The 24,909-nt window shown below is 70.2% G+C and carries 27 protein-coding genes; 17 read left to right on the top strand and 10 right to left on the bottom strand.

Annotated features, from left to right (window positions below):
• Positions 1-36 precede the first annotated feature (36 nt).
• The 6 genes from ACFOYW_RS11900 (at position 37) to aqpZ (ending at position 5,097) form a co-directional block, all read left to right on the top strand.
• The gene (locus ACFOYW_RS11900) at positions 37-1,962 is read left to right on the top strand and encodes a cell wall-binding repeat-containing protein (RefSeq protein WP_390229143.1); all 1,926 of its coding nucleotides are present in this window, start codon (positions 37-39) and stop codon (positions 1,960-1,962) included.
• Positions 1,963-2,017: 55 nt separating this feature from the next.
• Positions 2,018-2,710 carry an HAD hydrolase-like protein gene (locus tag ACFOYW_RS11895; protein WP_390229142.1) on the top strand — a complete coding sequence of 231 codons (693 nt, stop codon included), beginning with the start codon at positions 2,018-2,020 and terminating at the stop codon, positions 2,708-2,710.
• A 10-nt stretch (positions 2,711-2,720) separates the two neighbouring features.
• Positions 2,721-3,296: a universal stress protein gene (locus tag ACFOYW_RS11890; protein WP_390229141.1), complete on the top strand. Its 576-nt coding sequence runs from the start codon at positions 2,721-2,723 to the stop codon at positions 3,294-3,296.
• Positions 3,289-3,825: a fluoride efflux transporter FluC gene (locus tag ACFOYW_RS11885; protein ID WP_390229140.1), complete on the top strand. Its 537-nt coding sequence runs from the start codon at positions 3,289-3,291 to the stop codon at positions 3,823-3,825. Before ACFOYW_RS11890 ends, ACFOYW_RS11885 begins: the two co-directional genes overlap by 8 nt.
• Positions 3,822-4,196: a fluoride efflux transporter CrcB gene (crcB, locus tag ACFOYW_RS11880; protein ID WP_390229139.1), complete on the top strand. Its 375-nt coding sequence runs from the start codon at positions 3,822-3,824 to the stop codon at positions 4,194-4,196. The genes ACFOYW_RS11885 and crcB overlap by 4 nt, the downstream gene beginning before the upstream one ends.
• 106 nt (positions 4,197-4,302) lie before the next feature.
• A complete protein-coding gene (aqpZ, locus tag ACFOYW_RS11875; RefSeq protein ID WP_390229138.1) occupies positions 4,303-5,097 on the top strand; it encodes an aquaporin Z in 795 nt (264 codons plus the stop codon).
• Positions 5,098-5,174: 77 nt separating this feature from the next.
• On the opposite strand, the gene ACFOYW_RS11870 is transcribed toward aqpZ, so the two are convergent.
• The 8 genes from ACFOYW_RS11870 to ACFOYW_RS11835 form a co-directional block, all read right to left on the bottom strand.
• Positions 5,175-6,569, bottom strand: a complete 1,395-nt coding sequence (locus ACFOYW_RS11870) for an MFS transporter (protein WP_390229137.1) — start codon at positions 6,567-6,569, stop codon at positions 5,175-5,177.
• Positions 6,570-7,403, bottom strand: coding sequence for an ABC transporter ATP-binding protein (locus ACFOYW_RS11865; protein WP_390229136.1), 834 nt, complete (start codon positions 7,401-7,403; stop codon positions 6,570-6,572).
• Positions 7,404-7,514: 111 nt separating this feature from the next.
• Positions 7,515-8,774, bottom strand: coding sequence for an aminotransferase class I/II-fold pyridoxal phosphate-dependent enzyme (locus ACFOYW_RS11860; protein WP_390229135.1), 1,260 nt, complete (start codon positions 8,772-8,774; stop codon positions 7,515-7,517).
• Positions 8,775-8,827: 53 nt separating this feature from the next.
• Positions 8,828-9,682, bottom strand: a complete 855-nt coding sequence (locus ACFOYW_RS11855; RefSeq protein ID WP_390229134.1) for an NAD(P)-dependent oxidoreductase — start codon at positions 9,680-9,682, stop codon at positions 8,828-8,830.
• Positions 9,683-9,709: 27 nt separating this feature from the next.
• The gene (locus ACFOYW_RS11850; protein ID WP_390229133.1) at positions 9,710-10,450 is read right to left on the bottom strand and encodes an MIP/aquaporin family protein; all 741 of its coding nucleotides are present in this window, start codon (positions 10,448-10,450) and stop codon (positions 9,710-9,712) included.
• Between the two features lie 45 nt (positions 10,451-10,495).
• Positions 10,496-12,085, bottom strand: coding sequence for a long-chain-fatty-acid--CoA ligase (locus ACFOYW_RS11845; protein ID WP_390229132.1), 1,590 nt, complete (start codon positions 12,083-12,085; stop codon positions 10,496-10,498).
• A 64-nt stretch (positions 12,086-12,149) separates the two neighbouring features.
• Complete coding sequence (locus tag ACFOYW_RS11840) at positions 12,150-13,874, bottom strand: acyl-CoA dehydrogenase family protein (RefSeq protein WP_390229131.1); 1,725 nt, start codon at positions 13,872-13,874, stop codon at positions 12,150-12,152.
• Positions 13,875-13,930: 56 nt separating this feature from the next.
• Complete coding sequence (locus tag ACFOYW_RS11835) at positions 13,931-14,824, bottom strand: oxidoreductase (protein WP_390229130.1); 894 nt, start codon at positions 14,822-14,824, stop codon at positions 13,931-13,933.
• Between the two features lie 120 nt (positions 14,825-14,944).
• Here ACFOYW_RS11835 and ACFOYW_RS11830 point away from each other — a divergent pair, with 120 nt between their 5' ends.
• Together ACFOYW_RS11830 and ACFOYW_RS11825 are read left to right on the top strand one after the other, a co-directional pair.
• A complete protein-coding gene (locus tag ACFOYW_RS11830) occupies positions 14,945-15,529 on the top strand; it encodes a TetR family transcriptional regulator (protein WP_390229129.1) in 585 nt (194 codons plus the stop codon).
• 13 nt (positions 15,530-15,542) lie between these two features.
• On the top strand, positions 15,543-15,833 hold the full coding sequence (locus ACFOYW_RS11825; protein WP_390229128.1) for a DUF1905 domain-containing protein: 291 nt from the start codon (positions 15,543-15,545) through the stop codon (positions 15,831-15,833).
• A gap of 3 nt (positions 15,834-15,836) precedes the next feature.
• Here the strand turns inward: ACFOYW_RS11825 and ACFOYW_RS11820 are convergent, their stop codons facing one another.
• Positions 15,837-16,907 carry a serine hydrolase domain-containing protein gene (locus ACFOYW_RS11820; protein WP_390229127.1) on the bottom strand — a complete coding sequence of 357 codons (1,071 nt, stop codon included), beginning with the start codon at positions 16,905-16,907 and terminating at the stop codon, positions 15,837-15,839.
• A gap of 197 nt (positions 16,908-17,104) precedes the next feature.
• Between ACFOYW_RS11820 and ACFOYW_RS11815 the strand changes: the two genes are divergently transcribed.
• The 5 genes from ACFOYW_RS11815 (at position 17,105) to ACFOYW_RS11795 (ending at position 21,306) form a co-directional block, all read left to right on the top strand.
• Complete coding sequence (locus ACFOYW_RS11815; RefSeq protein WP_390229126.1) at positions 17,105-17,917, top strand: nuclease-related domain-containing protein; 813 nt, start codon at positions 17,105-17,107, stop codon at positions 17,915-17,917.
• Between the two features lie 137 nt (positions 17,918-18,054).
• Positions 18,055-20,133, top strand: coding sequence for a nuclease-related domain-containing DEAD/DEAH box helicase (locus tag ACFOYW_RS11810; RefSeq protein ID WP_390229125.1), 2,079 nt, complete (start codon positions 18,055-18,057; stop codon positions 20,131-20,133).
• Between the two features lie 39 nt (positions 20,134-20,172).
• Positions 20,173-20,562, top strand: coding sequence for a (deoxy)nucleoside triphosphate pyrophosphohydrolase (locus tag ACFOYW_RS11805; RefSeq protein WP_390229124.1), 390 nt, complete (start codon positions 20,173-20,175; stop codon positions 20,560-20,562).
• Between the two features lie 124 nt (positions 20,563-20,686).
• Positions 20,687-20,938: an AbrB/MazE/SpoVT family DNA-binding domain-containing protein gene (locus ACFOYW_RS11800; protein WP_390229123.1), complete on the top strand. Its 252-nt coding sequence runs from the start codon at positions 20,687-20,689 to the stop codon at positions 20,936-20,938.
• Positions 20,935-21,306, top strand: coding sequence for a type II toxin-antitoxin system VapC family toxin (locus ACFOYW_RS11795; RefSeq protein ID WP_390229122.1), 372 nt, complete (start codon positions 20,935-20,937; stop codon positions 21,304-21,306). The genes ACFOYW_RS11800 and ACFOYW_RS11795 overlap by 4 nt, the downstream gene beginning before the upstream one ends.
• A 47-nt stretch (positions 21,307-21,353) precedes the next feature.
• Here ACFOYW_RS11795 and ACFOYW_RS11790 read toward each other — a convergent pair whose 3' ends face one another.
• Positions 21,354-22,319, bottom strand: a complete 966-nt coding sequence (locus ACFOYW_RS11790; protein WP_390229121.1) for an ADP-ribosylglycohydrolase family protein — start codon at positions 22,317-22,319, stop codon at positions 21,354-21,356.
• 152 nt (positions 22,320-22,471) lie between these two features.
• On the opposite strand from ACFOYW_RS11790, the gene ACFOYW_RS11785 reads away from it, so the two are divergent.
• From ACFOYW_RS11785 to ACFOYW_RS11770, 4 genes are read left to right on the top strand one after another with little or no spacing between them, the layout of a single operon-like run.
• Positions 22,472-22,732, top strand: a complete 261-nt coding sequence (locus ACFOYW_RS11785; protein ID WP_390229120.1) for a glutaredoxin family protein — start codon at positions 22,472-22,474, stop codon at positions 22,730-22,732.
• Complete coding sequence (locus ACFOYW_RS11780; RefSeq protein WP_390229119.1) at positions 22,732-23,196, top strand: heme-binding protein; 465 nt, start codon at positions 22,732-22,734, stop codon at positions 23,194-23,196. Before ACFOYW_RS11785 ends, ACFOYW_RS11780 begins: the two co-directional genes overlap by 1 nt.
• A complete protein-coding gene (locus ACFOYW_RS11775; protein WP_390229118.1) occupies positions 23,193-24,401 on the top strand; it encodes a mandelate racemase/muconate lactonizing enzyme family protein in 1,209 nt (402 codons plus the stop codon). Before ACFOYW_RS11780 ends, ACFOYW_RS11775 begins: the two co-directional genes overlap by 4 nt.
• A gap of 19 nt (positions 24,402-24,420) precedes the next feature.
• Positions 24,421-24,900: a nitroreductase family deazaflavin-dependent oxidoreductase gene (locus ACFOYW_RS11770; protein WP_390229117.1), complete on the top strand. Its 480-nt coding sequence runs from the start codon at positions 24,421-24,423 to the stop codon at positions 24,898-24,900.
• Positions 24,901-24,909: the final 9 nt, after the last annotated feature.

Here is a 24,909-nt window from a genome sequence, read left to right as displayed (position 1 = left end):
TTCCGACCGAACCGGTCCTCAACGAGAGGATGACGCGTGCGTCTTCCCAAGCGAGCCCTTCTTGCGCTCGGCACCGCTGCCGTCCTGGCGGCCGGGGCGCTCAGCGTCATTCCGACCACGGCAGCGGATGCTGCGAGCGGATGCTCCGCCGACAGCTCGGGCACCACGCCATCGCTCAGCGTTCAGAATGCCTGCGGCAACCACGCGATGGGGTCGGCCGAGATCCCGGCATCCGTCTCGCCCACATCCACGCCCACACCGGCGTCCAGCGGGGCCGCGAGCGCGACGCCGGCACCGAGCGTCGCCGGCAAGGCCGCGGCGCACGGGCTGAGCGTCAGCGCGGCCGCGACCCCGAGCACGGGCAGCAAGGTCAAGGGCTTCGACGTCAGCGCGTGGCAGTCATCGACGAGCTGGTCGGGTGCGGTGAGCGACGGCTACAAGTTCGTGTTCATCAAGTCGACCGAGGGCGACAACTACGTCAGCCCGACGTTCAACTCGCAGTGGGTGCAGGCCGGCAAGGCGGGGTTGCTGCGCGGCACCTACCACTTCGCGCAGCCGTCGGAGACGTCGGGCTCCGTACAGGCGCACTATTTCTACTCGAACGGCGCCGCCATGTCGTCGGACACCCCCGGCACGCTGCCGCCGGTTCTCGATGCCGAGAGCTCGGGCTGCGCCGGCCTGAGCCAGAGCGCCATGATCACCTGGATCAGCTCGTTCATGTCGACGCTCAAGTCGCTGACGGGCCGCACCCCGATCATCTACACGTACCAGTCATGGTGGAACAACTGCACCGGCGACAACAAGGCTCTCGCCTCGGCGTACCCGCTGTGGGTCGCCGACCCGACGCCGCCGACCGCGACCACGCCGCGCATCCCGGCCGCGTGGAGCGCCTGGACGTTCTGGCAGTGGGGCTCGCCGCCGTTCTCCGGCGGCGGTGACGCGAACGTGTTCGAGAGCTCGAGCCTCGCCACCCTGACGTCGAGCTACGGCACCTATGCGCGGGCGGCGGGCACCGACCGCTACGCGACGAGCACCTCGGTCGCCCAGGAGTTCCTCTCGGCAGCCGCGACGGACTCGGCGCCCCCGAAACCGGGGCAGACCGTCTACATCGCCTCGGGCACGACATTCCCTGATGCGCTATCCGGCGGCGCGGCCGCCGGGAAGGCGAGCGCGCCGATCATGCTGGTGCAATCGGATTGGATCTCCGGCATCGTCCTCAACGAGCTGAGCGCCCTGAAACCCCAGAAGATCGTCATCCTCGGCGGGCCCGACGCGGTCGACGCCGCCGTGCAGAAGGCGCTCGTGCAGTACACGGCGAGCAAGAGCACGAGTTCGGTCGTGCGCATCGGCGGCTCGGACCGCTACGCGACGAGCGCCGACGTTGCGACGACGAACTTCTCTGCGGGCGTCAAGAACGCGTACGTCGCGGTGGGCACGAACTGGCCGGATGCCCTGTCCGGGGCCGCGGCGGCAGCAGCGCCGGCGACCTCCGGGCCCGTTCTGCTCGTGAACAGCACGGCGATCCCGTCGGCGGTGGCGCAGGCGCTTGCCAAGCTCAGGCCGCAGAAGATCACGATCTTCGGCGGCACGACCGCGGTCAACAGCGCGGTGCAGAACGCGCTCGCGCAGTACACGGCGAGCAGGAGCGCGGGCGCGGTCGTGCGCATCGGCGGCCCCGACCGGTTCCAGACGAGCGAGCTGATCGCCAGCAAGCTGTTCTCGCCCGGCGTGCCCGTCGCCTACGCCGCCTCCGGCGTCAACTTCCCCGACGCTCTCGCGGGCGCGCCCCTGTCGGCGCTCTCGGGCGGCGCGCCGGTCGTGCTGACCAACCCGACGACGGTGCCCGCGGCAACGGAGAAGGCGTTCAGCGCGCTGAAGCCCAAGTCCGTCAGCATTCTCGGCGGGGCGGACGCGATTTCGGCCTCGGTGCAGAGCGTGCTGTCGAAGTACGTTGTCCACTGATCGGCCAACAACCGGTCAGACTCCCGAAAAGTCGCTCACTTACACTGGGGAGGCTATGTCACTCCAGAATCCTGAGGTCGCTCGCAGCTGGAGCTGCGTCCTGTTCGACCTCGATGGCACCCTGACCGACTCGGCGCCCGGCATCACCCACTCGCTCCAGCAGACGTTCGCCGAGATCGGGCGCCCGATTCATTCCGAAGACGAACTGCTCGCCTACGTCGGGCCGCCGCTCGCGACCACCCTGCGCGAGCGCGAGGACTTCACCGAGGCTGAGGCCCTGCAAGCCCTCGAGGTGTACCGCGGCTTCGCCGAGGAATCCGATCTCGTCGACAACGCCGTGTTCCCCGGCGTCATCGGGCTGCTGCAGACCCTCAAGGCCGACGGCGTGCCCGTCGCCCTCGCGACCAGCAAGCCGCTCAGCCGCGCCCGCCGCGTGCTCGACCACTTCAAGCTGACCGACTACTTCACCTTCATCGGCGGCGCCAGCGAAGACGAGTCCCGGGCCGACAAGGCCGAGGTCGTCGCGTACGCCCTCGCCGGCCTCGTCGAGCAGGGCGTCGACGTGTCGCGCCCCGTCATGGTCGGCGACCGCTTCTACGACGTCGAGGGCGCCAACGCCAACGACGTGCCGACGATCATGGTCGAGTGGGGCTACGGCTCGCCCGCCGAGGCGAAGGGCGCGATCGCAGTCGTGCACTCGGTCGACCAGCTGCGCTCGCTGCTCGTCGGCCAGGCCGTCGCGGCGTAGCGTTCCCTGCATGAGCAGGGAAGGCTCCCGGCCGGTCGTCGTCGGCCTCGCGAAGGCGACACCCGACCGGGTACTCGACGAAGCCATCGCCATGGCACGCGACCTCGGCACGCGACTCGCGTGCGTCTACGTCGACGAGAACCGTGTGCCCATCGGTGAAGCACCCGACGGCACCGTGATCACCGCGCCCATCGGCGAGTCCGCGCAGTCGGCGCAGCTCATCGACCGCCTCGCCGGCTCGCGGCTCACGGAACGGGTCGTGCCGAAAGCGCGCGCAGCGAACGTCACGCTCACCTTTCACACCCTCGCCGGCGACCCCGTGACCGCGATCGCGCGCTTCGCCGTCGACCGGAACGCACGGCTCATCGTGGTGGGCACGCGGCGGCCCGGAGTGCGGGCATCCCTCTCGCTCCTGCTCGCCGGCCCCGTCGCCTCCCGTCTCGCCCGCCGCCAGCCGGTGCCCGTGCTCGTCGTCCCGCTGCACCGCCACAGCCCGTTGCCCAGCATCGAAGCCGACCGGCCGACGGCTGCCTCGGCCGACGTGCCCGACCCCGCCGATGTCCTGTTCGGCGAGGGCCATGCCTGACACGCCCCTCCATCTCCGGCCCATTCCGGTACTCCTCGTCTTCATCGGCGGCTGTCTCGGTACCTACGCCCGGTATGCCGTCGAACTGTTCGGGACCCCGTGGGGACTGCCGCTGCCGACGCTCGGCGTCAACCTCGTCGGCGCGTTCCTGCTCGGCGTTCTGCTCGAGGGGCTGCTGAGGCGCGGCCCCGACGTCGGTTGGCGACAGCGGCTGCGGCTGCTGCTCGGGCCCGGCTTCATGGGCGGATTCACCACCTACAGCACCTTCGCCGTCGAGACGGTCCTGCTCACAGGTCAGGGGCGTTACGTCACCGGGTTCGGGTACGCGGTCGTCTCGCTGATCTGCGGCGTCGCCGCGGCCGCAGCCGGCGTCTGGGTCGCCGCGAACCTGTTCCGCGTGCCTCGCGTGCTCCCGCCGGGTCATTCCACGCTCGACTCGACGCAGACCCTGCACCTCGCCACGCCGCCGTCGACACCACTGGCGGGGCGCGAGACCCGGCCGACGCCGGAAGAGGAGGCAGAGGGATGATCCTCGTCCCGCTGCTCGTGTCGCTCTGCGGGGGCGCCGGCGCCGTCGCACGCTTCGCGCTCGACGGCGTGATCCGGTCGCGGTGGGCGTCGATCGTCCCCCTCGGCACCATCGTGATCAACGTCTCAGGGTCACTGCTGCTCGGCGTGCTCACGGGGCTGCTCATGGCCGGAGTCGAGTCGAGCAACGTGAAGATCGTGATCGGCACCGGGTTCATGGGCGGCTACACCACCTTCTCGACCGCCATGATCGAGACGGTGCGGCTGCTGCAGCAGCGCCGCTGGGTCGCCGCGGGAATCAACGGCATCGGAATGATGATCCTGGCGCTCGCCGCCGCCGTCCTCGGCCTGTTCCTCGGCACGCTGGCGTAGCGACGGGCGTCGCCCGCCGCGCCGTGATGCGCCTGGGCCCCGACGTGTGCAGGTGACACTATGGAGCTGCGTCAGATGAAACCACTCGTGATTCTGGAGAGCTGCGATGACCACCGAACCTGCCATCCCCGCCGACACGACGATCCCTGAGCCGAACCCCGGCTCCAGCTTCTTCAATCGCCTCGTCGCCGAGACGCTCGGCACCCTGCTGCTCGTCGCCGGCGGCGTCGGCACCGCACTGCTGGCCGCCAACTTCCCGAGCGCGGCTCACAACACCCTCGGCGTCGGTCACCTCGGAGTGGCGCTGGCCTTCGGCCTCACGGTCGTCGTCGGCGCGTACGCCTTCGGCCCGATCTCGGGCGGCCACTTCAACCCCGCGATCACCCTCGGCGTCGCGGTCGCGGGCCGCTTCCCGTGGAGCGAGGTCGTCGGGTACATCATCGCCCAGCTCGTGGGCGGCATCATCGGCTCGTCGATCATCGCCCTCATCGCATCCAGCAAGAGCGGATTCTTCGCCGCCGCCCACGCCGGCGGCTTCGCGTCGAACGGCTACGGCGCGCACTCCCCCGGCGGGTTCGGCCTCGGTGGCGCGATCGTCGTCGAGATCGGGTTCACGGCGATCTTCGTGTTCGTCGTCCTCGGCACCACGGCGAAGATCGGTGCGGTCGGCTTCGCCCCGCTGGCCATCGGCCTTGCGCTGACCCTCATCCACCTCATCACCATCCCCGTCGACAACACCTCCGTGAACCCGGCCCGCTCGCTCGCCGCCGCGGTGTACGGCGGCGGCTGGGCGTGGGCTCAGCTGTGGGTGTTCATCGTGTTCCCGATCGTCGGCGGCGTGCTGGCCGGGTTCCTCTACCGACCGCTGTTCGGGCGCACGTTCACCGAGGCCACGGCGTAGGGCGCCGGCGCCGCCCGCACGGGCCGGTGGACCGGCTGGTTTACTGACTGACTGACTGACCGGCTGAGGCGCGCGCTCTACTGCGTGACGTGCGCGCCGGCGGCCGCAGGCATCCGTATCGACTCCACGAGCGGGATCAGCAGCAGGGCCGCGGCGCCAACGAAAGCCCAGCGGTAGCCGAGCCACTCGCCATGAACGGTGACGGATGCCGCGAGCGCGGTGCCGAGGCGCACGAGCAGCGCCGCGACCGCCACGCCCAGCCCGGTCGCCACCTGCTGCATGGTCGAGGCAAGCGTGTTGGCCCCGTTCTTGAGGCCCCCAGGCACGTCGACGAACTGGATCGTGTTGTACCCGCTGAACCCGATCGAGCGGATCGCGCCGCTCGCGACGAGCAGCACCACGGTGACGATGATCGGCGTCGTCGCGTCGATGAAGACCATCGCGAGCAGGATCGCCGCTCCGATCGCATTCGAGCCGACGAGGACGGCACGGAATCCAAATCTCCTGATCAGTGGCGTCGTCGCCGGCTTGATGCCGATGTTGCCCACGAAGAGGGCGATGACGATGAGGCCGGCCTGCGCGGCCGACCAGCCGAACCCCGCCTGGAAGAGCAGCGTGACGAGGAACGGAACCGCGCTGATCATCAGCCGATAGACGCCGCCGCCTACATTCCCCACGCGGAATGTATCGATCCGCAGCGCCGTGAGGTCGAGCACCGGGTCTGCTGAGCGCCGGATTCGCAGCCAGAACAGGACGCCCATCGCCGCCGCCACCACGAGCGCGACGACGACCGCTGCCCAGTCGGTCTGCGCACCGCCGACCAGCTCACCCGCCATCACGAGCGCCGCGAGGCCGACCGCGAGGATCACGAGGCCCGAGCCGTCGAGCGGAGAGCGCCGCAGTTCGGTGCTGCGTGGGACCAGCACGAACGCGGCGATCAGCGTTGCGATGCCGATCGGCACGTTGACGATGAAGATCCACCGCCAGCCGATCGTGTCGGCGAGGATGCCGCCGACCGCCGGAGCGATGACCGGGGCGAGCAGCGCGGGCCAGGTCAGGTATGCCATCGCCTGCAACAGGTCACGTGGCTCGACGGCGCGCAGCACCGCGAGCCGGCCGACCGGCACCATCATCGAGCCGCCGATGCCCTGGATCGCCCGGAAGACGCACATCCACAGAAGGCTCGGGGCCATCGCGCAGAGCACGGAGGCGAGCGTGAAGATGACGATCGACGTGATGTAGACGCTGCGGGTGCCGAACCGGTCGGCGAGCCAGCCGGTGGCCGGGATGCACACGGCGAGGGCGAGCAGATAGACCGTCATGGCGACGTTGATGTCGGCGGCGCGCACGCCGAAGTCGCGCGCCATGGCCGGTGCTGCCGTCTGGATCACGGTTCCGTCGAGGAATTCCATGAACGCCGTGACGGCGACGAGCAGCGCCAGGCCGCGGTTGAACGTCGCGCTCGACGCCATCTATGCCTGCTCGCGCATATGACTGCTGCCGCCTGATCCGACCGCCTGCTCACGCCGCGTGCGCACCGCCCAGCGGCCCTCGATGCGGCTGATCGCGACGGGGTAGTCGAGCGTCTCGGAGACGAGATCGGTGGTCAGCACGTCGTCCGCGGGGCCGGCCGCGACGACTCGGCCGGCGCGCAGCAGCATGGCGTGCGTCGTCGAGGCGGGCAGCTCTTCGAGGTGGTGGGTGACGAGGACGGATGCCAGGTCGGGGTGCTGCTCGCGCAGCTGGTCGATCCGGTCGAGCAGGTGCTCTCGCGCCGCGATGTCGAGGCCGGTCGAGGGCTCGTCGAGCAGCAGCACGTGCGGGTCGGACTGCAGTGCGCGGGCGATCAGGGTGCGGCCGCGCTCGCCCTGCGAGAGGTTCGGCCACTTGGACTCCGTCAGGGCGCCCATGCCCATCAGCTCGAGCAGGTAGTCGGCTCGCTCGAGTTCCTCGGGGCTCGGCCGCCACCGCATCGGCAGCTCGGTTCCGCCCGTCCCGCCCGTGAGCACGACCTGTCGCGTGGTGAGGGGGTTGAGCAGCGGGTGCCGCGGGTTCACGTGCCCGATCAGCGTGCGCAGCTCGCGCATCTCGACGCGTCCGATGCGCTTGCCGAGCACCTCGACCGTGCCGCGCGTCGGGTGTTCGTTCGCGCCGAGCAGCGCGAGCAACGTCGACTTGCCGGCGCCGTTCGCACCGATGAGCGCCCAGTGCTCGCCTCGCTCGACCGTGAGGTCGATGTGGTCGAGAATCGCCCGGCCCTCCCGCACGAAGTCGACACCGACGGCGGAAAGGACAGGAACACTCACTCTCTTACGCTACCGAATCGTTTCGACTCGGGCACCGCAGCGGTGATGCAGCACCGCGCGGACAAGCGGACAGGTATCGCGAGCGGTGCCGCGCGACACTCGAGCCGAGCTCTAGTCCCGCTCGGATTCCGCGAGCAGCAGCGCCGTGCAGAACCCCTCAAGACCGGCCGTGAGCTCGTCGATGGTCGGGAACGTGGGCGCGATGCGGATCACCGCATCGTCGGGGTCGTCGCGATACGGATGCGTCGAGCCCGCCGGCGTCATGGCGATGCCCGCCTCCGCGGCCAGCGCGATCGCGCGGCGGGCGACGCCGGGCGTGACGGTGAGCGTGACGAAGTAGCCGCCCTTCGGGTCGGTCCACTCGCCGACGCCGAACGGGGCGAGGCGGCGCTCGAACACCTCCTGCACCGCCGCGAACTTCGGCGCGATGAGCGCGCGGTGCTTCCGCATGTGCGCCGCGACACCCTCGGGCGACTCGAGAAGCGCGACGTGGCGCAGGTGGTTCACCTTGTCCGGGCCGATCGACTGGAACGACTGCCAGTGCAGCAGCCACTTCACGTTCTCGGGCGACGAGCCGAAGAACGCCACGCCCGAGCCCGAGTAGGTCACCTTCGAGGTCGACGCGAAGACGAAGACGCGGTCGGGGTGTCCCGCCTCGGCCGCGAGCCCGAGCACGTCGATCGGCTCGGGGTGCCAGTCGGTGAGATGGTGCACGGCGTACGCGTTGTCCCAGAAGATGCGGAAATCGTCGGCCGCGTCGAGCGCGACCAGCTCGCGCGCGACCGCCTCGGAATAGACGGCACCGGTCGGGTTCGAATACACGGGCACCGCCCACATGCCCTTGATCGTCGGGTCGGCGGCGAGCGCGGCCTTCACGGAGGGGATGTCAGGGCCGTCGTCGTTCATCGGCACCGGGATCATGCGCACGCCCATGGCCTCGGTGATGGAGAAGTGGCGGTCGTAACCCGGCACCGGGCACAGGAACGACACCGACTCCTCCTTGCCCCAGGGGCGCGCCGCCCCCGGCACGCCGTGGAGCATCGCGAAGGAGACGACGTCGTGCATCAGCGTCAGTGACGAGTTGCCGAGCGCGAGCAGCTGCGGCACGGGCACGCGCAGCACGTCGGAGAAGATCTCGCGCAGCTCGGGGAGCCCGGTGGCGCCGCCGTAGTTGCGCAGGTCCGTGCCCGCGGCATCCCTGAACTCGCCATCGCCCGGCAGCGTGAGCAGCGCGTCGGACAGCGCCAGCTGGTCCGCGGCCGGCTTGCCGCGCGTCAGATCGAGCTTCAGGCCCTGCGCCTTCAACTCGTCGTAGGCCGACTGGAAGGCGGCACGGTGCTCGGCAAGGGTGTCGGACGCGGCGGAACTCACGGCTAAATCGTAGGCCGTGCGGTGGCGCCGCGGAGCGGGCGACCCGACCTCGGCTACACGTCGTCCCGGAGGGCCGCGATGTAGTCGGCCCCGCCGAGCCCCGCGTCATGGGCGTCGGCGAGACGCGCCGCCCACGCTTCGACCGCCGGCAGCTCGCCGGCACCGGCAAGCGCGGTCATGAAGCCCGTGTCCTTGACGAGGGCGTCGACGGCGAACTGCGTCTTCGACCAGTCCTGGCCGGCGATGATCGGCTTCTTCATCGCGGCCTGCCCCGCGAACTGCGTGAGCGGCAGGACCTCGAGCACCTCGTCCGTCGACATGCCGCCCGCGTGCCCGACCCGCAGCGATTCTGCGATGCCCTCGGCGACGACGGCGACGCTCAGATTCGCGATCAGCTTCGCGGTCGCGGCGGCCGACTGGGTGGCGAAGGTGCGGATCTTCTCTGGGTCCGACCACAGTTCGGCGATCGGGCGCGCGGCGGCGACATCCGCTTCGGCTCCCCCGAGCAGGGTGCCGAGCGTGCCCTCGTGTGCGGGGCCGGTCGAGCCGATCACGGGGGACGAGACGAAGCGGATGCCTCGCGCGCCGGCCCACTCGGCGAACTCGCTCGCATCGGCCGGCGCCACCGTGGTCACGTCGATCCACAGCGCGCCGGGCTCGAAGGTCACGTCGGCATCGGGCCCTGTCAGCACGTCGCTCGTCACCGTCGGGCCGAAGAACATCGTGACGACGACCTCGGCGCCGGCGACCGCGGCGGCGGGATTCTCCGCGACGTGCGCGCCGGCGGCCGCGGCGTCCTCCGTCGCCGACTTCGTGCGGTTCCAGACGGTGACGTCGTTTCCGCCTGCGATGACATGCTGAACGAGCTCGCGGCCCATGCGGCCGAGCCCGAGGAATCCGATCTTCATACCTTCTGCATACCCAGATGCGCCCGGCTAAAGCAATGGGCCGGCCGCGATGCCCCCGAGCACGCCGCCGACGATGGGCGCGACGAGGGGAACCCAGGCGTACCCCCAGTGCGAACTGCCCTTCCCTGCGATCGGCACCAGCTGGTGCACAAGGCGGGGCATCAGGTCACGAACCGGGTTGAGCGCCGCGCCCGTCGGACCGCCGAGCGAGGCGACGAGCCCGATGACGAGGAACGCGATCGGGAGCGCCCCGAGTGAGGCGAGGCCCGTGGTCGGCCCGTGGACTCCGAAGGCGAGGGCGACGAAGACGAGCACGAACGTCGCCGCCGACTCGCACAGGCCGTTCCACGCCCAGCCGGGCATCTGCGGCACGGTCGCGAACACACCGAGCTTCGACGTCGGGTCGGGGTGGTCGTCGAGCTGTCGCTTGTAGACGAGCCACACCGTGAACGCCCCCACGAAGGCGCCGAGGAGCTGCGCCACGATGTAGCCGAGCACGTTGGGAAGCGTCACCGGGACGCCCTTCGCGAACTCCTTGGCTCCGCTGACGACGATGCCCAGCGTGACGGCCGGGTTGAGGTTGGCGCCCGACTTGGTCGCGACCGTCACGCCGAGAAACACGGCGAGACCCCAGCCGAGACTGATGAGCACCCACCCGGCGCCGTGGCCCTTCGACGTGCGCAGCTCGCTGTTCGCGCTGACTCCGCAACCGAGCAGCAGCATCAGCGCCGTGCCGACGAACTCCGAGAGGTAGGCGGCGAGGGGCACACCGACATCGTGACGTGAACCGAGTCCCGTGCACCAGATGAAATGTCAGGCCGGCGTGACCTCGTGCGCCGCGTTCCACTCCGCGACGAGAACGCGTTTGAGCACCTTGCCCGATGGGCCGATCGGCAGCGTCTCCACGATGTCGAGCTGCCGCGGATATTTGTACGGCGCGACCTTCTCTTTGACGAACTCGATCAGCTCCTCCGGCGACGCGACCGCGCCGGGCATGAGCGTCACCGCGGCGACGATCTCCTGCTGATGCACGGGGTGGGGCACGCCGTACACCGCGCATGCGGACACCGCGTCGTGCCGCGCGAGCACCTCTTCGACCTCGCGCGGGTACACGTTGTAGCCGTTGCGGACGATCATGTCCTTCTTCCGGTCCACGATCGTGACGTAATCGTCGTCGCTCATGGTGCCGAGGTCCCCCGTGCGGAACCACCCGTCGACGACCGCCTGAGCGTCGGCGTCGGGCTTGTTCAGGTAGCCCTTGAACACGTTGTGGCCACGCACGCAGATCTCGCCGAGCTCGCCGCGCGGCAGTTCGACGATCCGGTCGTCGAGCTCGGCCTCGGCGATGATCACCTCGGTGCCCCAGATCGGCTGGCCGATCGTGCCCGGTCGCGTGGTGCGGCCGTAGTGGTTGAACGTCGCGACCGGCGACGTCTCGGTGAGTCCGTACCCCTCGTGGACGGCGACGCCGAACTCTTCGGTCATCCGGCCGATCACGGCGACCGGGAGCGCCGCGCCGCCCGACAGGCCGTACCTGAGCGGCGGCCGCTCGGGGTTCGCCTTGGCCGCCTCGAGCAGGCCGATGTACATCGTCGGCACGCCGGTCATGATCGTGCAGCGGTGGGTATTGAGCAGCGTGAGCGCCGTCGCGCCGTCGAACTTCGGCACGAGCACGACGGATGCCCCGCGCCGGAACGCGACGTTCATCACGCACATCTGCCCGAAGGTGTGGAAGAGCGGCAGGCAGCCGAGCACCACGTCGTCCTCGGACATGTCGATCGCCCCCAGCAGCAGCGTGTTGACGTGCTCGACGAGGGAGAAGTGCGAGCCCTGCGCGCCCTTCGGCGTGCCGGTCGTGCCGCTCGTGTACAGGATCGTCGCGGTCGTGCCGGGGCTCACGAACTCGTAACCGGCCACCGGTTCGGCGTCGCGGGCGAGGTCTTCGAGGCGCGGGAACGGCGCCTCGGCGATCTTGTCGTCGGGCACCATGACTGACAGCACGGGAACGCCGGCGGCGGCCGCGCCCTTCGCGCCCTCCGCGAGCAGGGGCGCCGCGATGATGAAGGTCGTGGCGCCCGAGTCCCTGAGGACGTAGGCGATCTCGTCGGCCTTGAGCAGCGCGTGCACGGGCACGACGATCGCCCCGAGGCTCAGGATCGCGAAGTACGCGCGCGGGAAATCGGGCACGTTCGGCAGGAGCAGCGCGACGCGGTCTCCCGCCCCGATGCCGAGCCCGCGCAGCGCGCCGGCGTACGCCTTCGTCTCGGCCCAGAGCCGGCCGTAGCTGATGTGATCGGCACCGAAGACGACGGCCGTGCGCTCGGGCGCGCGCTTCGCCGTCTCGGCAAGAATGGCCGCCAGGTTGACCGTGGCGAAGCCGGGCTGTTCGGGTGCAGCGGGCATGTGTGGCCCCTTTCGTCGTCGTTGACGAATCAGTGTTCTCGCTGACGGTACCAGCGGGCGGCCGCTACGCGCGCCCCACTATCGCGGGGAGATCGACCCCGGCGGGCAGGGCGCCGTACAGGGCCGACGGATGCCCGAGCCGGGCCGCCACGAAGGCATCGCCGACGGCCGCCGGGGCATACCGCAGCATGAGCGACGCCTCGAGCAGAACTCCGAGGCGCTCGGTCAGCTCGCGCGCCCGCAGCTCGACCCACTGCGCCCCGTCGAGCAGGCCGGTGCGCAGCTGCCGCACGAAGTCCTGCACCTCGTCGAGCTCGGTGTCGAACAGATCCCATGCGCCGCGCGCCCGGCCGATCTCCGCGAAGAAGGCGTGGAACGCGGCCGTCTCCCGGCCCAGTGCGCGCAGCACGTCGAGCGCGATGACGTTGCCGCTGCCCTCCCAGATCGCCAGCACGGGCTGCTCGCGGTAGCGGCGCGCGAGCGGGAACGCCTCGGTGTAGCCGTTGCCGCCGAGGCACTCGAGCGCCTCGTAGGCATGGGCCGGGCCGCGCTTGCAGACGAGGTATTTCGCGACCGCGGTGGCGAGGCGGCGGAACGCGAGCTCACCGGCATCCGATTCGTCCGTGCTGTTCTGATCCTGCTCGCCGCCGGTGTTCGAGTCGTGGGCGCGTGCGAGGCGCATCGCGGTGAGGGTGGCGGCTTCGGCCTCGAGCTGCAGGTCTGCGATGACAGCGGCCATGGCGGGCTGGTCGATGAGCGCGCGGCCGAACGCGAAGCGGTGCCGCGCATGCCAGGCCGCCTCGGCGACCGACTGCCGCATGCCCGCTGCCGTGCCGATCACGCAGTCGAGCCGAGTGCGGCTCACCATCGGCAGGATCGCGCGCACGCCACGGCCCGGCTCGCCGACGAGCCAGCCGACCGTGCCGTCGAGCTCGATCTCGCTCGACGCGTTGGAGCGGTTGCCGAGCTTGTCCTTGAGGCGCTGGATGAAGAACGGATTCTTGGCGCCATCGGGCAGCACACGCGGCACGAAGAAGCAGCTGAGCGCCTGGTCCTCCGCGCCGTGGCCGCCGCCCTGTCCGGCTCGCGCGGCGCGCGTCGTCTGCGCCGCCTGACGCGTCTGCGCGAGCACGAAGAATGCATCGCTCATCGGTGCGCTGCAGAACCACTTGTGACCTGTCAGCGACCAGGTGCCGTCTGAGTTCGGTGTGGCGCGGGTCGTGTTGGCCCGAACATCCGATCCGCCCTGCTTCTCGGTCATCGCCATGCCGAACAGCGCCGCGTTGCCGCCGTAGTCGCGGCTCATCGCGCGCGCCCACCACTCGTCGCGGCCCGGGAACTCGGCGTCCTTCAGGATCGCCGCGCCCGCGTGGGTCATCGACACGGGGCAGGCGTGCCCCGGCTCGACCTGCGCGAAGAGATAGAACATCGCGGCACGATCGACGGATGCCCCGGGCCCCGGCTCGAGCCACGCCGAGGTGTGCGCCCGGCGGGCGACCGCCTCACCGATGACGCGGTGATAGGCCGGGTGGTACTCGACCTGGTCGATGCGCTTGCCCCAGCGGTCGTGGGTGTGCAGCACCGGCTCGTTCGTGTTGGCGAGCTCGGCGTCGTGCTGGAACTCCGCCGTGCCGACGAACGCGCCCGCTTCGCCGAGACGTTGCTCGGCGCGGGCCGCGGGGCTGCGCGTGCCCCAGACGCGAACGGCGTCGACGAGTGCCGCGTTGCTCGCGAACTCGTCGACGCCCGTGCGTGGCGGAGCCTGATTGAAGACCTCGTGCGTGATCACCGTCGACCACCTCCGCCTTCGAGGCTAGTCAGCACCCTGGGGGTGCCGGCACCCCGTCAATCGGCGGTCGGCGCGCCCATCGGCGTGGCGACGGCGTCGATCGCATCGAGCTCCGCGAGTTCGGCGGCCGGCAGCTCGAGCTCGGCGGCGGCGATGTTCTCGGCCAGGTGCGCACGGCTCGACGTGCCCGGAATCAGCGCGACGTTCGGCGAGCGCTGCAGCAGCCACGCGAGCGCGACCTGCTGCGGCGTCGCGTCGAGGCGGCCGGCGACCTCGGCCAGCACACCCGACTGCAGCGGGGTGAAGCCGCCGAGTGGGAAGTACGGCACGTATGCGATGCCGAGCTCGGCGGTGCGGCGCAGCATCGCCTCATCGCCACGGCCGACCAGGTTGTAGAACTGCTGCACCGTGACGATCGGCGTGATGCCGAGCGCCTCGGTGAGTTGCGCGTCGGTGACCTGGCTGAGGCCGAGATGCTTGATCTTGCCCTGCTGCTGCAGCTCGAGGAGCGCGCCGATGCGGTCGGCGATGGATTCCTCGGCCGTGCTGTCGGCGGTTCCCATGCGCAGGTTGACGACGTCGAGGGTCTCGACGCCGAGGTGCGTGAGGTTGTCGTCGACCTGAGCGACGAGCGCCTCGGGCGTGCGGTCGTGCACCCAGCCGCCGTCTTCCGTGCGCGTCGCACCGACTTTGGTCACGAGCTGCAGCCCGTCGGGGTACGGGCTGAGCGCCTCGCGGATCAGGTCGTTCGAGACGTGGAAGCCGTAGAAGTCGGCGGTGTCGATGTGGTTGATGCCCGCCTCGACGGCGGCGCGCAGCACGGTGATCGCCTCATCGTGGTCGCGTGGCGGCCCCCAGACGCCCTTGCCGGGCAGCTGCATCGCGCCGTAGCCCATGCGGGTGATGGTGAGGTCGGGGGCGAGGGTCAGAGTTCCACCGTGAAGAGGCATCCGTTGCTCCTTAGCGTTGCGCGGCCCGAGCGCGGGCCTAACTATCCGGTTAGTCAGAGGTTATCCCCAGACTAACCGTTTAGTCAAGTTGTACAGTCGAAGGCGAATCGAGGTGAACGGATGTCTGAGGCGAGAACGGGCGGCGCTGCGACGGGTCGCGCCGAGGCGACTCAGCAGCGCATCCTCGACGCGGCGTTCGACGAGTTCTCGACCCGCGGCGTCGCGGGCGCGCGCGTCGACAGGGTCGCCCGGGCCGCCGGCTGCAACAAGAACCTCATCTACATCTACTTCGGCAGCAAAGAGGGGCTCTTCGAGGCGACGCTGAAGTCGCGCCTCAAGCTCGTCTACGAGGACCACCCGCTCACCCCCGAGAACCTCCCCGAGTACGCCGGCAAGACCTTCGACTTCGCGATGGAGAACCCCGACGTCATCCGCCTGCTGGCCTGGACCAAGCTCGACCCCGACGCCCGGCAGCCGCAGGCGCGCGAGCACTCCATCGCACGGAAGACCGCAATGCTGCGCGAGGCCCAGAGCGACGGCACGCTGACGGATGCCTGGAGCCCGGAGTTCCTGATGACGTTCGTGATGTCGCTCGCTACCGCCTGGGTGCCGGCCTTCCCGTATGGCATCGGGGGCGGCGATCGGGCGGCGATCCGAGAGCAGATCGTGCGAGCGGTGCGGGCCGTCGTGTCGGCCGGCGCGTAGGGCGAGGCATCCGATGCCGTTCGAGTTCACCGCGGAACTGTACGAGTGGTCCGCGCGCGACAACTGGTTCTTCGTCGCCCTGCCGTTCGCGGTCAGCGACGCGATCACGGCGATGCCGCTCGTTCCGGGCGGCTTCGGCTCCCACAAAGTCGAGGCGACCGTCGGGCACGTCACGTGGCAGACCTCGATCTTCCCCGACGATGCGCGCGGCACCTTCGTGCTGCCGATCAAGAAGGACGTGCGCACGCGCAACCGGCTCGTGCCCGGCGGCCCCGTCGACGTCAGCCTCGAACTCGTGCGCTGACGCTCAGCGACCGGCCGCCCCGTCGACGCGGAGCGCATCGCCGGCGTCGAGGGCGTCAACGGCGTCGAGCACGGCGTCGGAGAGGCGCGAGATGTGGGCGAGACCCGCTCTGCGCGGCAGGATGACGCTGTTCAGCCACGCGAAGACGACATCGCGCCCCGGATCGGCCCAGACATTCGCGACGGCGCTGCCGTTGTGGCCGAAGGTCTCAGCGGACGCGCGCGTGCCCATGGGGCGCACGTGCCCAGGGAAGCCGAGCTGGAAGCCGGTCCCCCAGCGCATCGTGTGGCCGATGACGTGGTCGAGCTCGCCGTCGGCCGAGACCGACCGTGCGGCCGTGATCGCCGCCGATCGCACGACGCCGCCCCCGCCGGTGAGCAGCGCTCGGTAGAAGCGGGCGAGATCGCGGGCGGTGGTCTGGATGCCTGCCGCCGGGATCACCGCCTCGCGCACAGCACGACGGTTGAATGCCGCTCGGCGAATATGCTCCACCAGGCGACCGGCGACGAGCGGGACCCGGCGGTCCCAGGCATCCGTTTCGAGTCCGAGACGGGTGTCGGCGAGTTCGAGCGGCTTCAGGAACTCGTCATCGATGAACCGTGCGATCGGCCGGCCGTCGACCCGCTCGACCAGCTCCCCCAGGATGAATCCGAAGCTGAGCAGCTCGTACGCGACGCGCTCGCCGGGCGGGTGATGCGGGCGCGCGCCGGCAGCGGCGGAGACGGATGCCTGCCAGTCGGCCATCCGCAGCGCATCGCCCACCGCCCAGCCGGTCGAGTACGGGGCGCCGGTCCGATGCGTCAGCGCATGCCGAATCGTCACGTGCTGCTTTCCGTTCGCGGCATATTCGGGCCAGTACTCGGCAATGGGCGCGTCGAGGTCGAGAGCGCCGCGCTGCGCGAGCAGGTGCACAGCCAGCGCCGTGAACGGCTTGCTGACGCTGAACGCGTAGAAGAGATCGTGCGGCCCGGCGGCCCGCAGCTCTTCGAAGACGACCGCGTCGCCGCGCATGACGACGATCGACGAGGCGCGGCCCCGCTCGGCCGCGATGCGGGCGACGTCGTCCCAGGTCATGCGATCCATCCTTCAGCCTCGGTGCTCGCATCGCGCCCCGAAACCGCGACACACCCGCTGCTGCCGACCGGCGGGCCGCGCGGCGACCTAGCTTCAGCCTCACAGGCCCTCGTCCCGAACTGAGTCGAACTCATTAACTGAGAACCCCTCAGATTGGGGACTGATGAGTGTCCACCCGAGTGACATAGAACGTGACCGTGACAGATCTGCGAGACGCCAGACACGCGACGGAAGCGGGTGAGCCCGCGCTGCGGGAGCACCAGGCCGCGGCATCCGTCGTCTCTGCGTGCCTCGCGGCACAGGCCCGCACGCCGCGCCCTTCCCGTCTCAGCCGCCTCTTCGGTGCGAGCCCGCTGAACGGCGAATCGCGGAAGTGGTATGCGGGCGCGGTCACCGAACTGCGCATCGCGGGCGAGCTCGCCAAGCTCGGGCCGGAGTGGGTCGTGCTGCACAGCGTGCCGGTCGGCGAGCGCGGCGAGATCGTCGAGCACCTCGCGATCGGTCCCGCGGGCGTCTTCGCCGTCGGGCTGATGCACGAACAGGGCAGCGCGGTGAGCGTGCAGGGCGAGCAGCTGCTCGTGAACGGCGCGGCGCGGCCGCACCTCGCAGTGTCGCGGGACGCCGCCACCGAGGCCGCCGTGCGCCTCACACGTGCGAGCGGCGTCAACGTGCCGGTGCGCGGCCTTCTCGTCGCCATCGCACCGCGATCGCTCGCGGTGCTCGGCGAGCCCGACGACGTCGGCGTGACGAGCGAGCGCGGCCTGCACAAGCGGCTCGCAACCGCCGCCGGGCAGCTCGATTCGAGCCAGGTCGCCGCGATCGTCGCGGTCGCCTCCGAGCCGTCGACGTGGCACAACGACGTGGCACGTCGGCGTATCCCCGTGTTCGATCCGGGCGCCTTCGACGGCCTGCGCATCGACGTGCAGCGTGCGTGGGTGGCGCGTGGATTCTGGGGCTGCGCCGTACTCGTCGCGGCGGCGATCACGGCCGCTCAGTTCGTCGCGGCGTGAGCGGCCCAGCGGCTGAGCGGCGATGAGCCGCAGCGTCTCCCCCTAAGTGGGTCTGCGCAGTCTCGCGTTGCGCAAGTAAACAGAGGTGGTGACCGACCTCACGGATGCCTCGCCCGCCGCGCCGCTTGCGGGGTGCGATGTCTGCGGGTGACTCGGCCGCCGATGAGGCCGATCGGCAGCGACAACTCGCGGAAGCCCATGAGCAGGCAGCGCGGGAAGCCCGCCAGCTGTCCATGAACTACGAAGCGGCCGCCGCATCCGAGAAGGCCACGGCGCGCACGCTCGCGCCGCTGTCGGCCGCGGGCTATTGCCTGCTTCCCGATCGCGGATGGCCCGGGAGCCGCAGCGCCAACGTCGACATGATCGTCATCGGGCCGGGCGGCGTCTTCATCGTGGACACCAAGAGCTGGGCATCCCCCGTCATCGCGGGCGGCCGCGTGTTCCGCGGCCAGGCCGACGTGACCGACGAGTTCGACCGCCTCGCCGATCTCGCCTGGAAGACCGAGGCCGTTCTCGCCGAGGTCGGCCTCGCACCCGGCGAGGTTCACCCGGTCGTCGCGTTCGCCGGTCGCCGGGGCGTCGACGAGACCATCGGCTCGGTCGAGATCGTCGGCGAAAACGACCTCGTGAAGCACATCGCGCGGCACGGGCGGCGGCTCAGCCAGACATCCATCGATCGTGTGCTCGCCAAAGCGATCGACTACTTCCCGGTCGTCGGCGCTCCGACACCCGTCCTCGCGCTCGTGCCGGAACCCGTCGTCGCCGAGCGCGACGAGATCGCGGAGCTGCCGAGCCCGGAGGACGTCCAGGACGCCGTCCTCGAAAGCCTGATGGCCGAGCCGATCGAGGAGTGGATGGCGTTCCTCTCGCCCGATCAGGCGAAGCTCGTGCGCCGCAGCTTCAACGGGCCATCACGGATTCGCGGTGCCGCCGGCACCGGCAAGACCGTCGTCGGGCTGCATCGCGCCGCGTACCTCGCGCGCAGCAATCCGCACGGAAAGGTGCTCGTCACGACCTTCGTCAACACCCTTCCGCAGGTGCTCAAGAACCTGTTCGGGCGGCTCGCCCCGGAACTCGCCGATCGGGTCGAGTTCGCCAGCGTGCACCAGCTGGCCAACCGGATACTGCGCGAGCGGGGCGTCAAGCTGAGACTGGATCCGACCCGCACCGATCTTCTGTTCAATCAGGCGTGGGACGAGGCATCCCGCCCGCTCATCGCGATCGAACCAGACAGGACGTACTGGGAAGAAGAGATCCGTCACGTCATCAAGGGCCGGGGCCTGACCACCCTCGAGCAGTACCGCGACTGCGCACGCACGGGTCGCAGCCGCAAGCTCGGCCCGAACCAGCGCGCGGATGTCTGGAAGCTCTACCTCGCGTACGACAGGCGGCTGCGGGAGTCCCGCCTCTGCGACTTCGAGGACCAGATCCTGAGCGCCGAACTTGCGCTGCGCTCCACGCCCCTGACGGGATACCTGGCCGTGATAGTTGACGAGGCTCAGGACCTGTCGTGCGCCATGATCCGGATGCTCGCGGCGATCGCCGGCGACGGACCGGACGCCCTGACGCTGATCGGCGACGGTCAGCAGACGATCTACCCCGGTGGCTACACGCTCACCGAAGCCGGAGTCGCACTGGGAAACCGCGGCGTCGTGATGGAGATCAACTATCGCAATACCGCCGAGATTCTCGATGCCGCGCGATCCATCGTCGAAGGCTCGAGCTTCACAGACATCGAGGGAACCTCGACAGCGGCGACCGCCCCGACGACGCCCCGGCACGGGCCCACGCCGGAGCTGATGTCCTTCGGCTCACTCGCCGCGCACGACGCCGCGATGGTGCGGCATGTCCGCGAAGCGGTGACGGTCGTCGGCACCGACCTCGGCGATCTTGCGGTTCTGTGCTTCACCCGACGCGACGTCGCGCGCTCGATGCGCGTCTTCGCCGATGCCGGCATCCCGACGCTCGAGCTCACGAAGTACGACGGCCGAACGTCGAACGCCCTCAAGATCGGGACCATCAAGCGCTCGAAGGGGCTCGAGTTCAAGCAGGTGCTCGCGCCGTGGGTCGATCCTGCGCTTCTACGCAGACGGCTCGGCCGGAGCGACGAGAGCAGCGCGCAGTCGGAACGCGAGGATCGCGACCGGCGAGAACTGTTCGTTGCCATCACACGAGCGCGTGACGAGGTGTGGGTCGGCAGCGTCGCCCGCAAGTAGGTCGCCCGCAAGTAGGTCACCCGCAAGTAGCCTGCGAGCGTGACTACCCCGCTCATCGTGGTCGCCGCCGTGTTCGAACGCGACGGCCGCATTCTTGCGTGCCGAAGGGCGCCGGGGCGGTTCGATGCCGGCAGGTGGGAGTTCCCCGGCGGCAAGGTCGAGGCCGGCGAGACGCCGGAGAACGCGCTCGTCCGCGAGATCGACGAAGAGCTCGGCACCTCGATCGAGGTGCTGCGCGCCGTCGATCGCACCGCGACGCACGTCGGCGAGAGGGTCATCGACCTGGCGAGCTATCTCGTGCGTCCGCTTTCCGACTACCCGACGACGAGCAGCGACCACGACACGCTGCGCTGGGTCGCGAAGACCGATCTCGCCGCCCTGCGCTGGGCACTGCCCGACCTTCCGACGGTCGCGCGCCTCACCGCCTGAGCGGGCACGTCGCTGCGCCCGACGGCCCGGAAGCAAGTTCTCCACAGTTTCGGCCGGCGAGCAGGAAGGTGTCGCGCCGGCATGTACCGTGGTCGGATGCGTTGGCGAGTGGTACTTTTGGACGATGAGTGGCACGTTTTCTATGACGGTGGGAAACAAGGGGCGAATTGTGCTGCCCGCTGATGTTCGCGCCCGTCATGACTGGGCAGAGGGAACAACGCTCATCGCGCTCGAGACCGACGATGGCATCGAGATCCTCGACCGCGCCCACGCACTGAAGCTTGTGCGGGCGCAGTTCGCCGAGACCGACGTGGTCAGCGAGCTCATCGCGGAGCGGCACGCAGAGGCCGCACGCGACAGCGCCTCAGAGTCGTGACACCCGTCGTCTTCGACGCATCGGCCCTTCTCGCCTTCCTGAAAAGCGAGCCCGGTGCCGCGAGAGTCGAGCAGGCGCTGGCCGAGGGCGGGTTCTGCAGCGCGGCGAACTGGGCGGAGGTCGCACAGAAGTCGAGCGGTCTGCCGTTCCGGTGGGAGAGGGCGCGCGCCGTGCTTCGCAGCTTCGGGCTGACGATCGTGCCAGTGATCGAGGCAGACGCCGAGCGTGCCGCGGTGCTGTGGGCGCCCGGTACGACGTGGTCCCTCGCCGACCGGCTTTGTCTCGCCCTGGCAGATCGTCTTGAGCTGCCCGCGCTCACCGCGGACCGCGCGTGGGCCGAGCATCCGCGCGCGCAGCTCATCCGGTAGCCGCGAGAACGCCGGGGAGGTGTGTCGTCACCGGGGCGTCGGCCGGGTCAGGCCGTCGGCACGCTCACCGCACGCTGCACGAGCTCGGTCAGCTCGGGCGCCCCGAACACCCGGAACTCGTCGCCAGGCCAGCCGTGCAGCGGCTCGACCCACTCAGCGGGAAGAGCGGATGCTCCGTAGATCGCGCCCGCGAGCGAGCCCGTGATCGCGCCCACGGTGTCGGTGTCGTTGCCGGCACGGACGGCGAGGCGCAAGGCATCCGTCAGTGTCTCGCTGTGCGTGATCGCCGACCACGCCGCCTCGAGCGCGCCGACCACCCACGCGTTGTTGTCGGCGAGCTGCGACGGCAGTGCCGCCTCGGCCGTGTCGACGCGCGCGTGCCAGATGGCCGCGCGGTCAGCGGGAAGCGTGTCGACCGCCGCGCGCAGCTCGGCATGGCCGGTCAGGATCGCCGCGCGGATCGCGAGGCTCCAGATCACGCACGCGTCACCGGCATCCGTTTCGAAGTGGGTCAGCTCGCTCACGCGCCTCGCCGCAGCGGCGAGCGCGGCTGCGGCGCCGACACCGTCGATGAGGTAGGCGAGCGCCACCGGCCCGGTCCGCATGAGCGAGCCGTTTCCGGCCGACTTGCCGGCCTGCTCGTGGACGGCGCGAGCGGCAGCACGAGCGTCGCCCTCAGTGACGTGACGGATGCCGGAGAGCACCGCCCTCGTCTGCGTGCCGATCCCCTTCGGCACCCGGGCCCACCCGATCCACTCGCCCACGATCGCCGCGAGCGCCGCGGGATCGTCGAGCCGGCCCCCGCGTGCGAGCGCCTGCAGGATCGGCACGGCCATGCTCGTGTCGTCGGTCCACTCCGCGCGTTCGAAGAGACCATCGTCGCCGGCCCGCAGCTCGACCGGCACGGAGGGGTCGAGGGGCGGCTGGAATTCGTAGGAAGCCCCGAGCGCGTCGCCTGCGGCCGACGCCACGACCGCACCGATGGCGCGATCGAGCTGGTGTGGTGTCAGCATCAGTGCTCCCGAAGTCGAGGACTCCGACGCTAGCCAGCCGCGTGCCGCGCGCAACATCCCCAATACGCGGATCCCTCAACCGGGGTGGGGCGGCGGTCGGCTGAGCGGGACAGCAGAGGCGGCCGAGGCGTGCACCGACTTAGACTCAGGACATGGCCGAGAGTTTCGACAAGATCACCATGTTCGGGGCCGCCTGGTGCGGCGACTGCCGCCGGTCGAAGGCGCTGCTCGACAAGCTCAGCATCGACTACGACTACATCGACGTCGAGGCCGAGATCGACGGCGCCCCGCGCGCCGAGGCGATCAGCGGCCGGAAGAACATCCCCGTCATCGTGTTCCCCGACGCGACGCACTTCGTCGAGCCGACCGACGCCGAGCTCGAGGCCAAGCTGCACGAAGTGGGTGCGGCGTAATGGCGCACGCCGAGCCCAGCTACACGCTTGAGCAGCTCGTCGCCGAGCCGCGCGCCGACTTCGACTCGTTCACCCGCGACGACGCGGTGCGCCTCGGCGAGATCGCCGTCGGGATCATCCGCGACTGGGGCGTCGACCTCGCCGTCGACGTGCACATCGGCGACGAGCTCGCGTTCCGTGCGCAGCTCGGCAGCACCGGCCAGTCGAACGCCGACATCATGGGCCGCAAGCGCCTCACGGTGAAGCACTTCGGCCACAGCTCGCTGCTCGCCCGCTTCAAGAAGGACGCCGACCCGTCGGTGGCCGCCGGGCTCGGCGACGAGTACGCCTTCTGGGGCGGCAGCATCCCGATCTTCGTCGGGGGCGAGCTGTACGGCACGCTGTCGTCGTCCGGCGAGGCCGACGTCGTCGACCACGAAGTCATCGCCGAGGCGCTCGCCCGCTTCACCGCGACCCGCGCATGAGCGGCGAGGCCAGCGGCAGCACGACGACCATCACCGGCTTCGAGATCTTCGAATGCGATCTTGGCTGGCGGTACATCTCGTTCCTGAAACTGACGGCGAGCAACGGCGTCGTCGGGTGGTCCGAGTTCAACGAGCCGTTCGGCGCACCCGGGCTCGGCGCGGTCATCGGCGCCCTTCGCGGCCGCATCCTCGGCGCTGATCCGCGCAACATCAACGAGATCGTCGGCACGCTCGTCGCCCTTCTCTCGCCGTCGCCCGGCGGGGTCAATCGCGAGGCGATCGGGGCGATCGAGAACGCCCTCTTCGACCTCAAGGCGCGCCTGCTCGACGTCTCGGTCGCCGAGCTGCTCGGCGGGGCGCTGCGCACGCGCATCCCGATGTACTGGTCGCACTGCGGCAACTACCGTCAGGGCGGCCTGGCGGCAGTGGTCGGAGCGCCGCAGCTCACCTCGTACGCCGATGTCACCGAGCTCGGCCGCGAGGTCGTCTCGCGCGGTTTCCACGGCCTCAAGACGAACGTCATCACCTTCGACGACGAAGAGGTCGGCGGTCGCCCGTTCGGCTGGGCGAGGCATCCGTCTGCCTCGGGCCGCGACTACGACGATCGGATGCTCGACCAGACGGTCTCGACGCTCGCCGCCTTCCGTGATGGCGTCGGGCCGCAGCTTCGCATCCACCTCGACGTCAACTACAACTACCTCGTCGACGGGTACCGGCGGGTGGCGACGGCTGTCGCGCCGTACCAGCTCACGTGGCTCGAGCTCGACGGGGTCGAACCCGGTGCGCTGGCGCAGCTGCGTCAGTACTCGTCGACGCCGATCGCCTCGGGCGAGTCGCTGTTCGGCGCGCAGCAGTACCTGCCGTACTTCGAGGCCCGCGCGCTCGACGTGGCCATCGTCGACGTGATCTGGAACGGCATCGGCGAGGCCACGCGCATCGCGCAGCTTGCCGGCACCTTCGGGGCAAGTGTTGCACCACACAACTTCTATGGCCCACTCGCGACGGCCATGTCGGCGCACTTCAGCGCGGTCGCGCCGAACCTGGCGGAACTCGAGCTCGACGTCGACGGCGTGCCGTGGCGCGACGAGCTCGTCACGACGCCCCCGCGCGTCGTCGACGGGTTCCTCGAGGTGCCCGACGGCCCGGGCTGGGGCGTCGAGCCGATCGAGGACGTGATCCGCGCCCATCCGCGCCACGCCGCGTAGGTCCGGGCAGGCCGAGCGCGTGCCCTCACCCCTTCGCACCCTGCGCGCCGGCGTCGCGTGGGTCTCGCGCACGAGGTGGTTCCGCCGCGTCGGACCCACCATCATGCCGCCGTTCGAGCGCTTCATGGCGCGCTTGACCGGCGGCCGCGTCACGGCGAGCGGCATTCTCGTGCCGTCGCTCGTGCTGCACACCACCGGAGCGAAGTCCGGCGAGCCGCGCCAGACCGAGCTCATGTGCGTGCCCGACCGGGGCACCTGGCTCGTGACCGGGTCGAACTTCGCGCGCGGCAACCACCCCGCGTGGACGGGCAACCTGATCAAGACCCCCGCCGCCGAGATCGACTACCGAGGCAAGCGGATTCCCGTCACCGCCACCCTGATCGGCGACGCCGACCGCGAGGCCGTGTGGGCGACGATCCAGTCCCAATGGCCGGGCTACCGCAAGTATGAGGTCGCGGCGGGGCGCACCCTGCGGATCTTCCGGCTCGAGCGCCGCTGACGCGTCGCC

Origin of the sequence: Gryllotalpicola reticulitermitis (assembly GCF_042651345.1) — a bacterium.
GTDB classification, from domain to species: Bacteria; Actinomycetota; Actinomycetes; order Actinomycetales; family Microbacteriaceae; genus Gryllotalpicola; species Gryllotalpicola reticulitermitis.
This window is presented reverse-complemented; position numbering and strand designations above follow the sequence as displayed.

Bases quoted from the DNA above. Each gene is read 5' to 3' on its own strand.
- ACFOYW_RS11835 (WP_390229130.1), bottom strand. From the start codon at position 14,824: ATGCCTCTTCACGGTGGAACTCTGACCCTCGCCCCCGACCTCACCATC.
- ACFOYW_RS11870 (WP_390229137.1), bottom strand. From the start codon at position 6,569: ATGGCGTCGAGCGCGACGTTCAACCGCGGCCTGGCGCTGCTCGTCGCC.
- ACFOYW_RS11790 (WP_390229121.1), bottom strand. From the start codon at position 22,319: ATGCTGACACCACACCAGCTCGATCGCGCCATCGGTGCGGTCGTGGCG.
- ACFOYW_RS11780 (WP_390229119.1), top strand. From the start codon at position 22,732: ATGGCGCACGCCGAGCCCAGCTACACGCTTGAGCAGCTCGTCGCCGAG.
- ACFOYW_RS11775 (WP_390229118.1), top strand. From the start codon at position 23,193: ATGAGCGGCGAGGCCAGCGGCAGCACGACGACCATCACCGGCTTCGAG.
- ACFOYW_RS11890 (WP_390229141.1), top strand. From the start codon at position 2,721: ATGAGCAGGGAAGGCTCCCGGCCGGTCGTCGTCGGCCTCGCGAAGGCG.
- ACFOYW_RS11885 (WP_390229140.1), top strand. From the start codon at position 3,289: ATGCCTGACACGCCCCTCCATCTCCGGCCCATTCCGGTACTCCTCGTC.
- ACFOYW_RS11785 (WP_390229120.1), top strand. From the start codon at position 22,472: ATGGCCGAGAGTTTCGACAAGATCACCATGTTCGGGGCCGCCTGGTGC.
- ACFOYW_RS11800 (WP_390229123.1), top strand. From the start codon at position 20,687: ATGAGTGGCACGTTTTCTATGACGGTGGGAAACAAGGGGCGAATTGTG.
- ACFOYW_RS11820 (WP_390229127.1), bottom strand. From the start codon at position 16,907: ATGACCTGGGACGACGTCGCCCGCATCGCGGCCGAGCGGGGCCGCGCC.
- aqpZ (WP_390229138.1), top strand. From the start codon at position 4,303: ATGACCACCGAACCTGCCATCCCCGCCGACACGACGATCCCTGAGCCG.
- ACFOYW_RS11825 (WP_390229128.1), top strand. From the start codon at position 15,543: ATGCCGTTCGAGTTCACCGCGGAACTGTACGAGTGGTCCGCGCGCGAC.
- ACFOYW_RS11895 (WP_390229142.1), top strand. From the start codon at position 2,018: ATGTCACTCCAGAATCCTGAGGTCGCTCGCAGCTGGAGCTGCGTCCTG.
- ACFOYW_RS11810 (WP_390229125.1), top strand. From the start codon at position 18,055: ATGTCTGCGGGTGACTCGGCCGCCGATGAGGCCGATCGGCAGCGACAA.
- ACFOYW_RS11845 (WP_390229132.1), bottom strand. From the start codon at position 12,085: ATGCCCGCTGCACCCGAACAGCCCGGCTTCGCCACGGTCAACCTGGCG.
- ACFOYW_RS11830 (WP_390229129.1), top strand. From the start codon at position 14,945: ATGTCTGAGGCGAGAACGGGCGGCGCTGCGACGGGTCGCGCCGAGGCG.
- crcB (WP_390229139.1), top strand. From the start codon at position 3,822: ATGATCCTCGTCCCGCTGCTCGTGTCGCTCTGCGGGGGCGCCGGCGCC.
- ACFOYW_RS11855 (WP_390229134.1), bottom strand. From the start codon at position 9,682: ATGAAGATCGGATTCCTCGGGCTCGGCCGCATGGGCCGCGAGCTCGTT.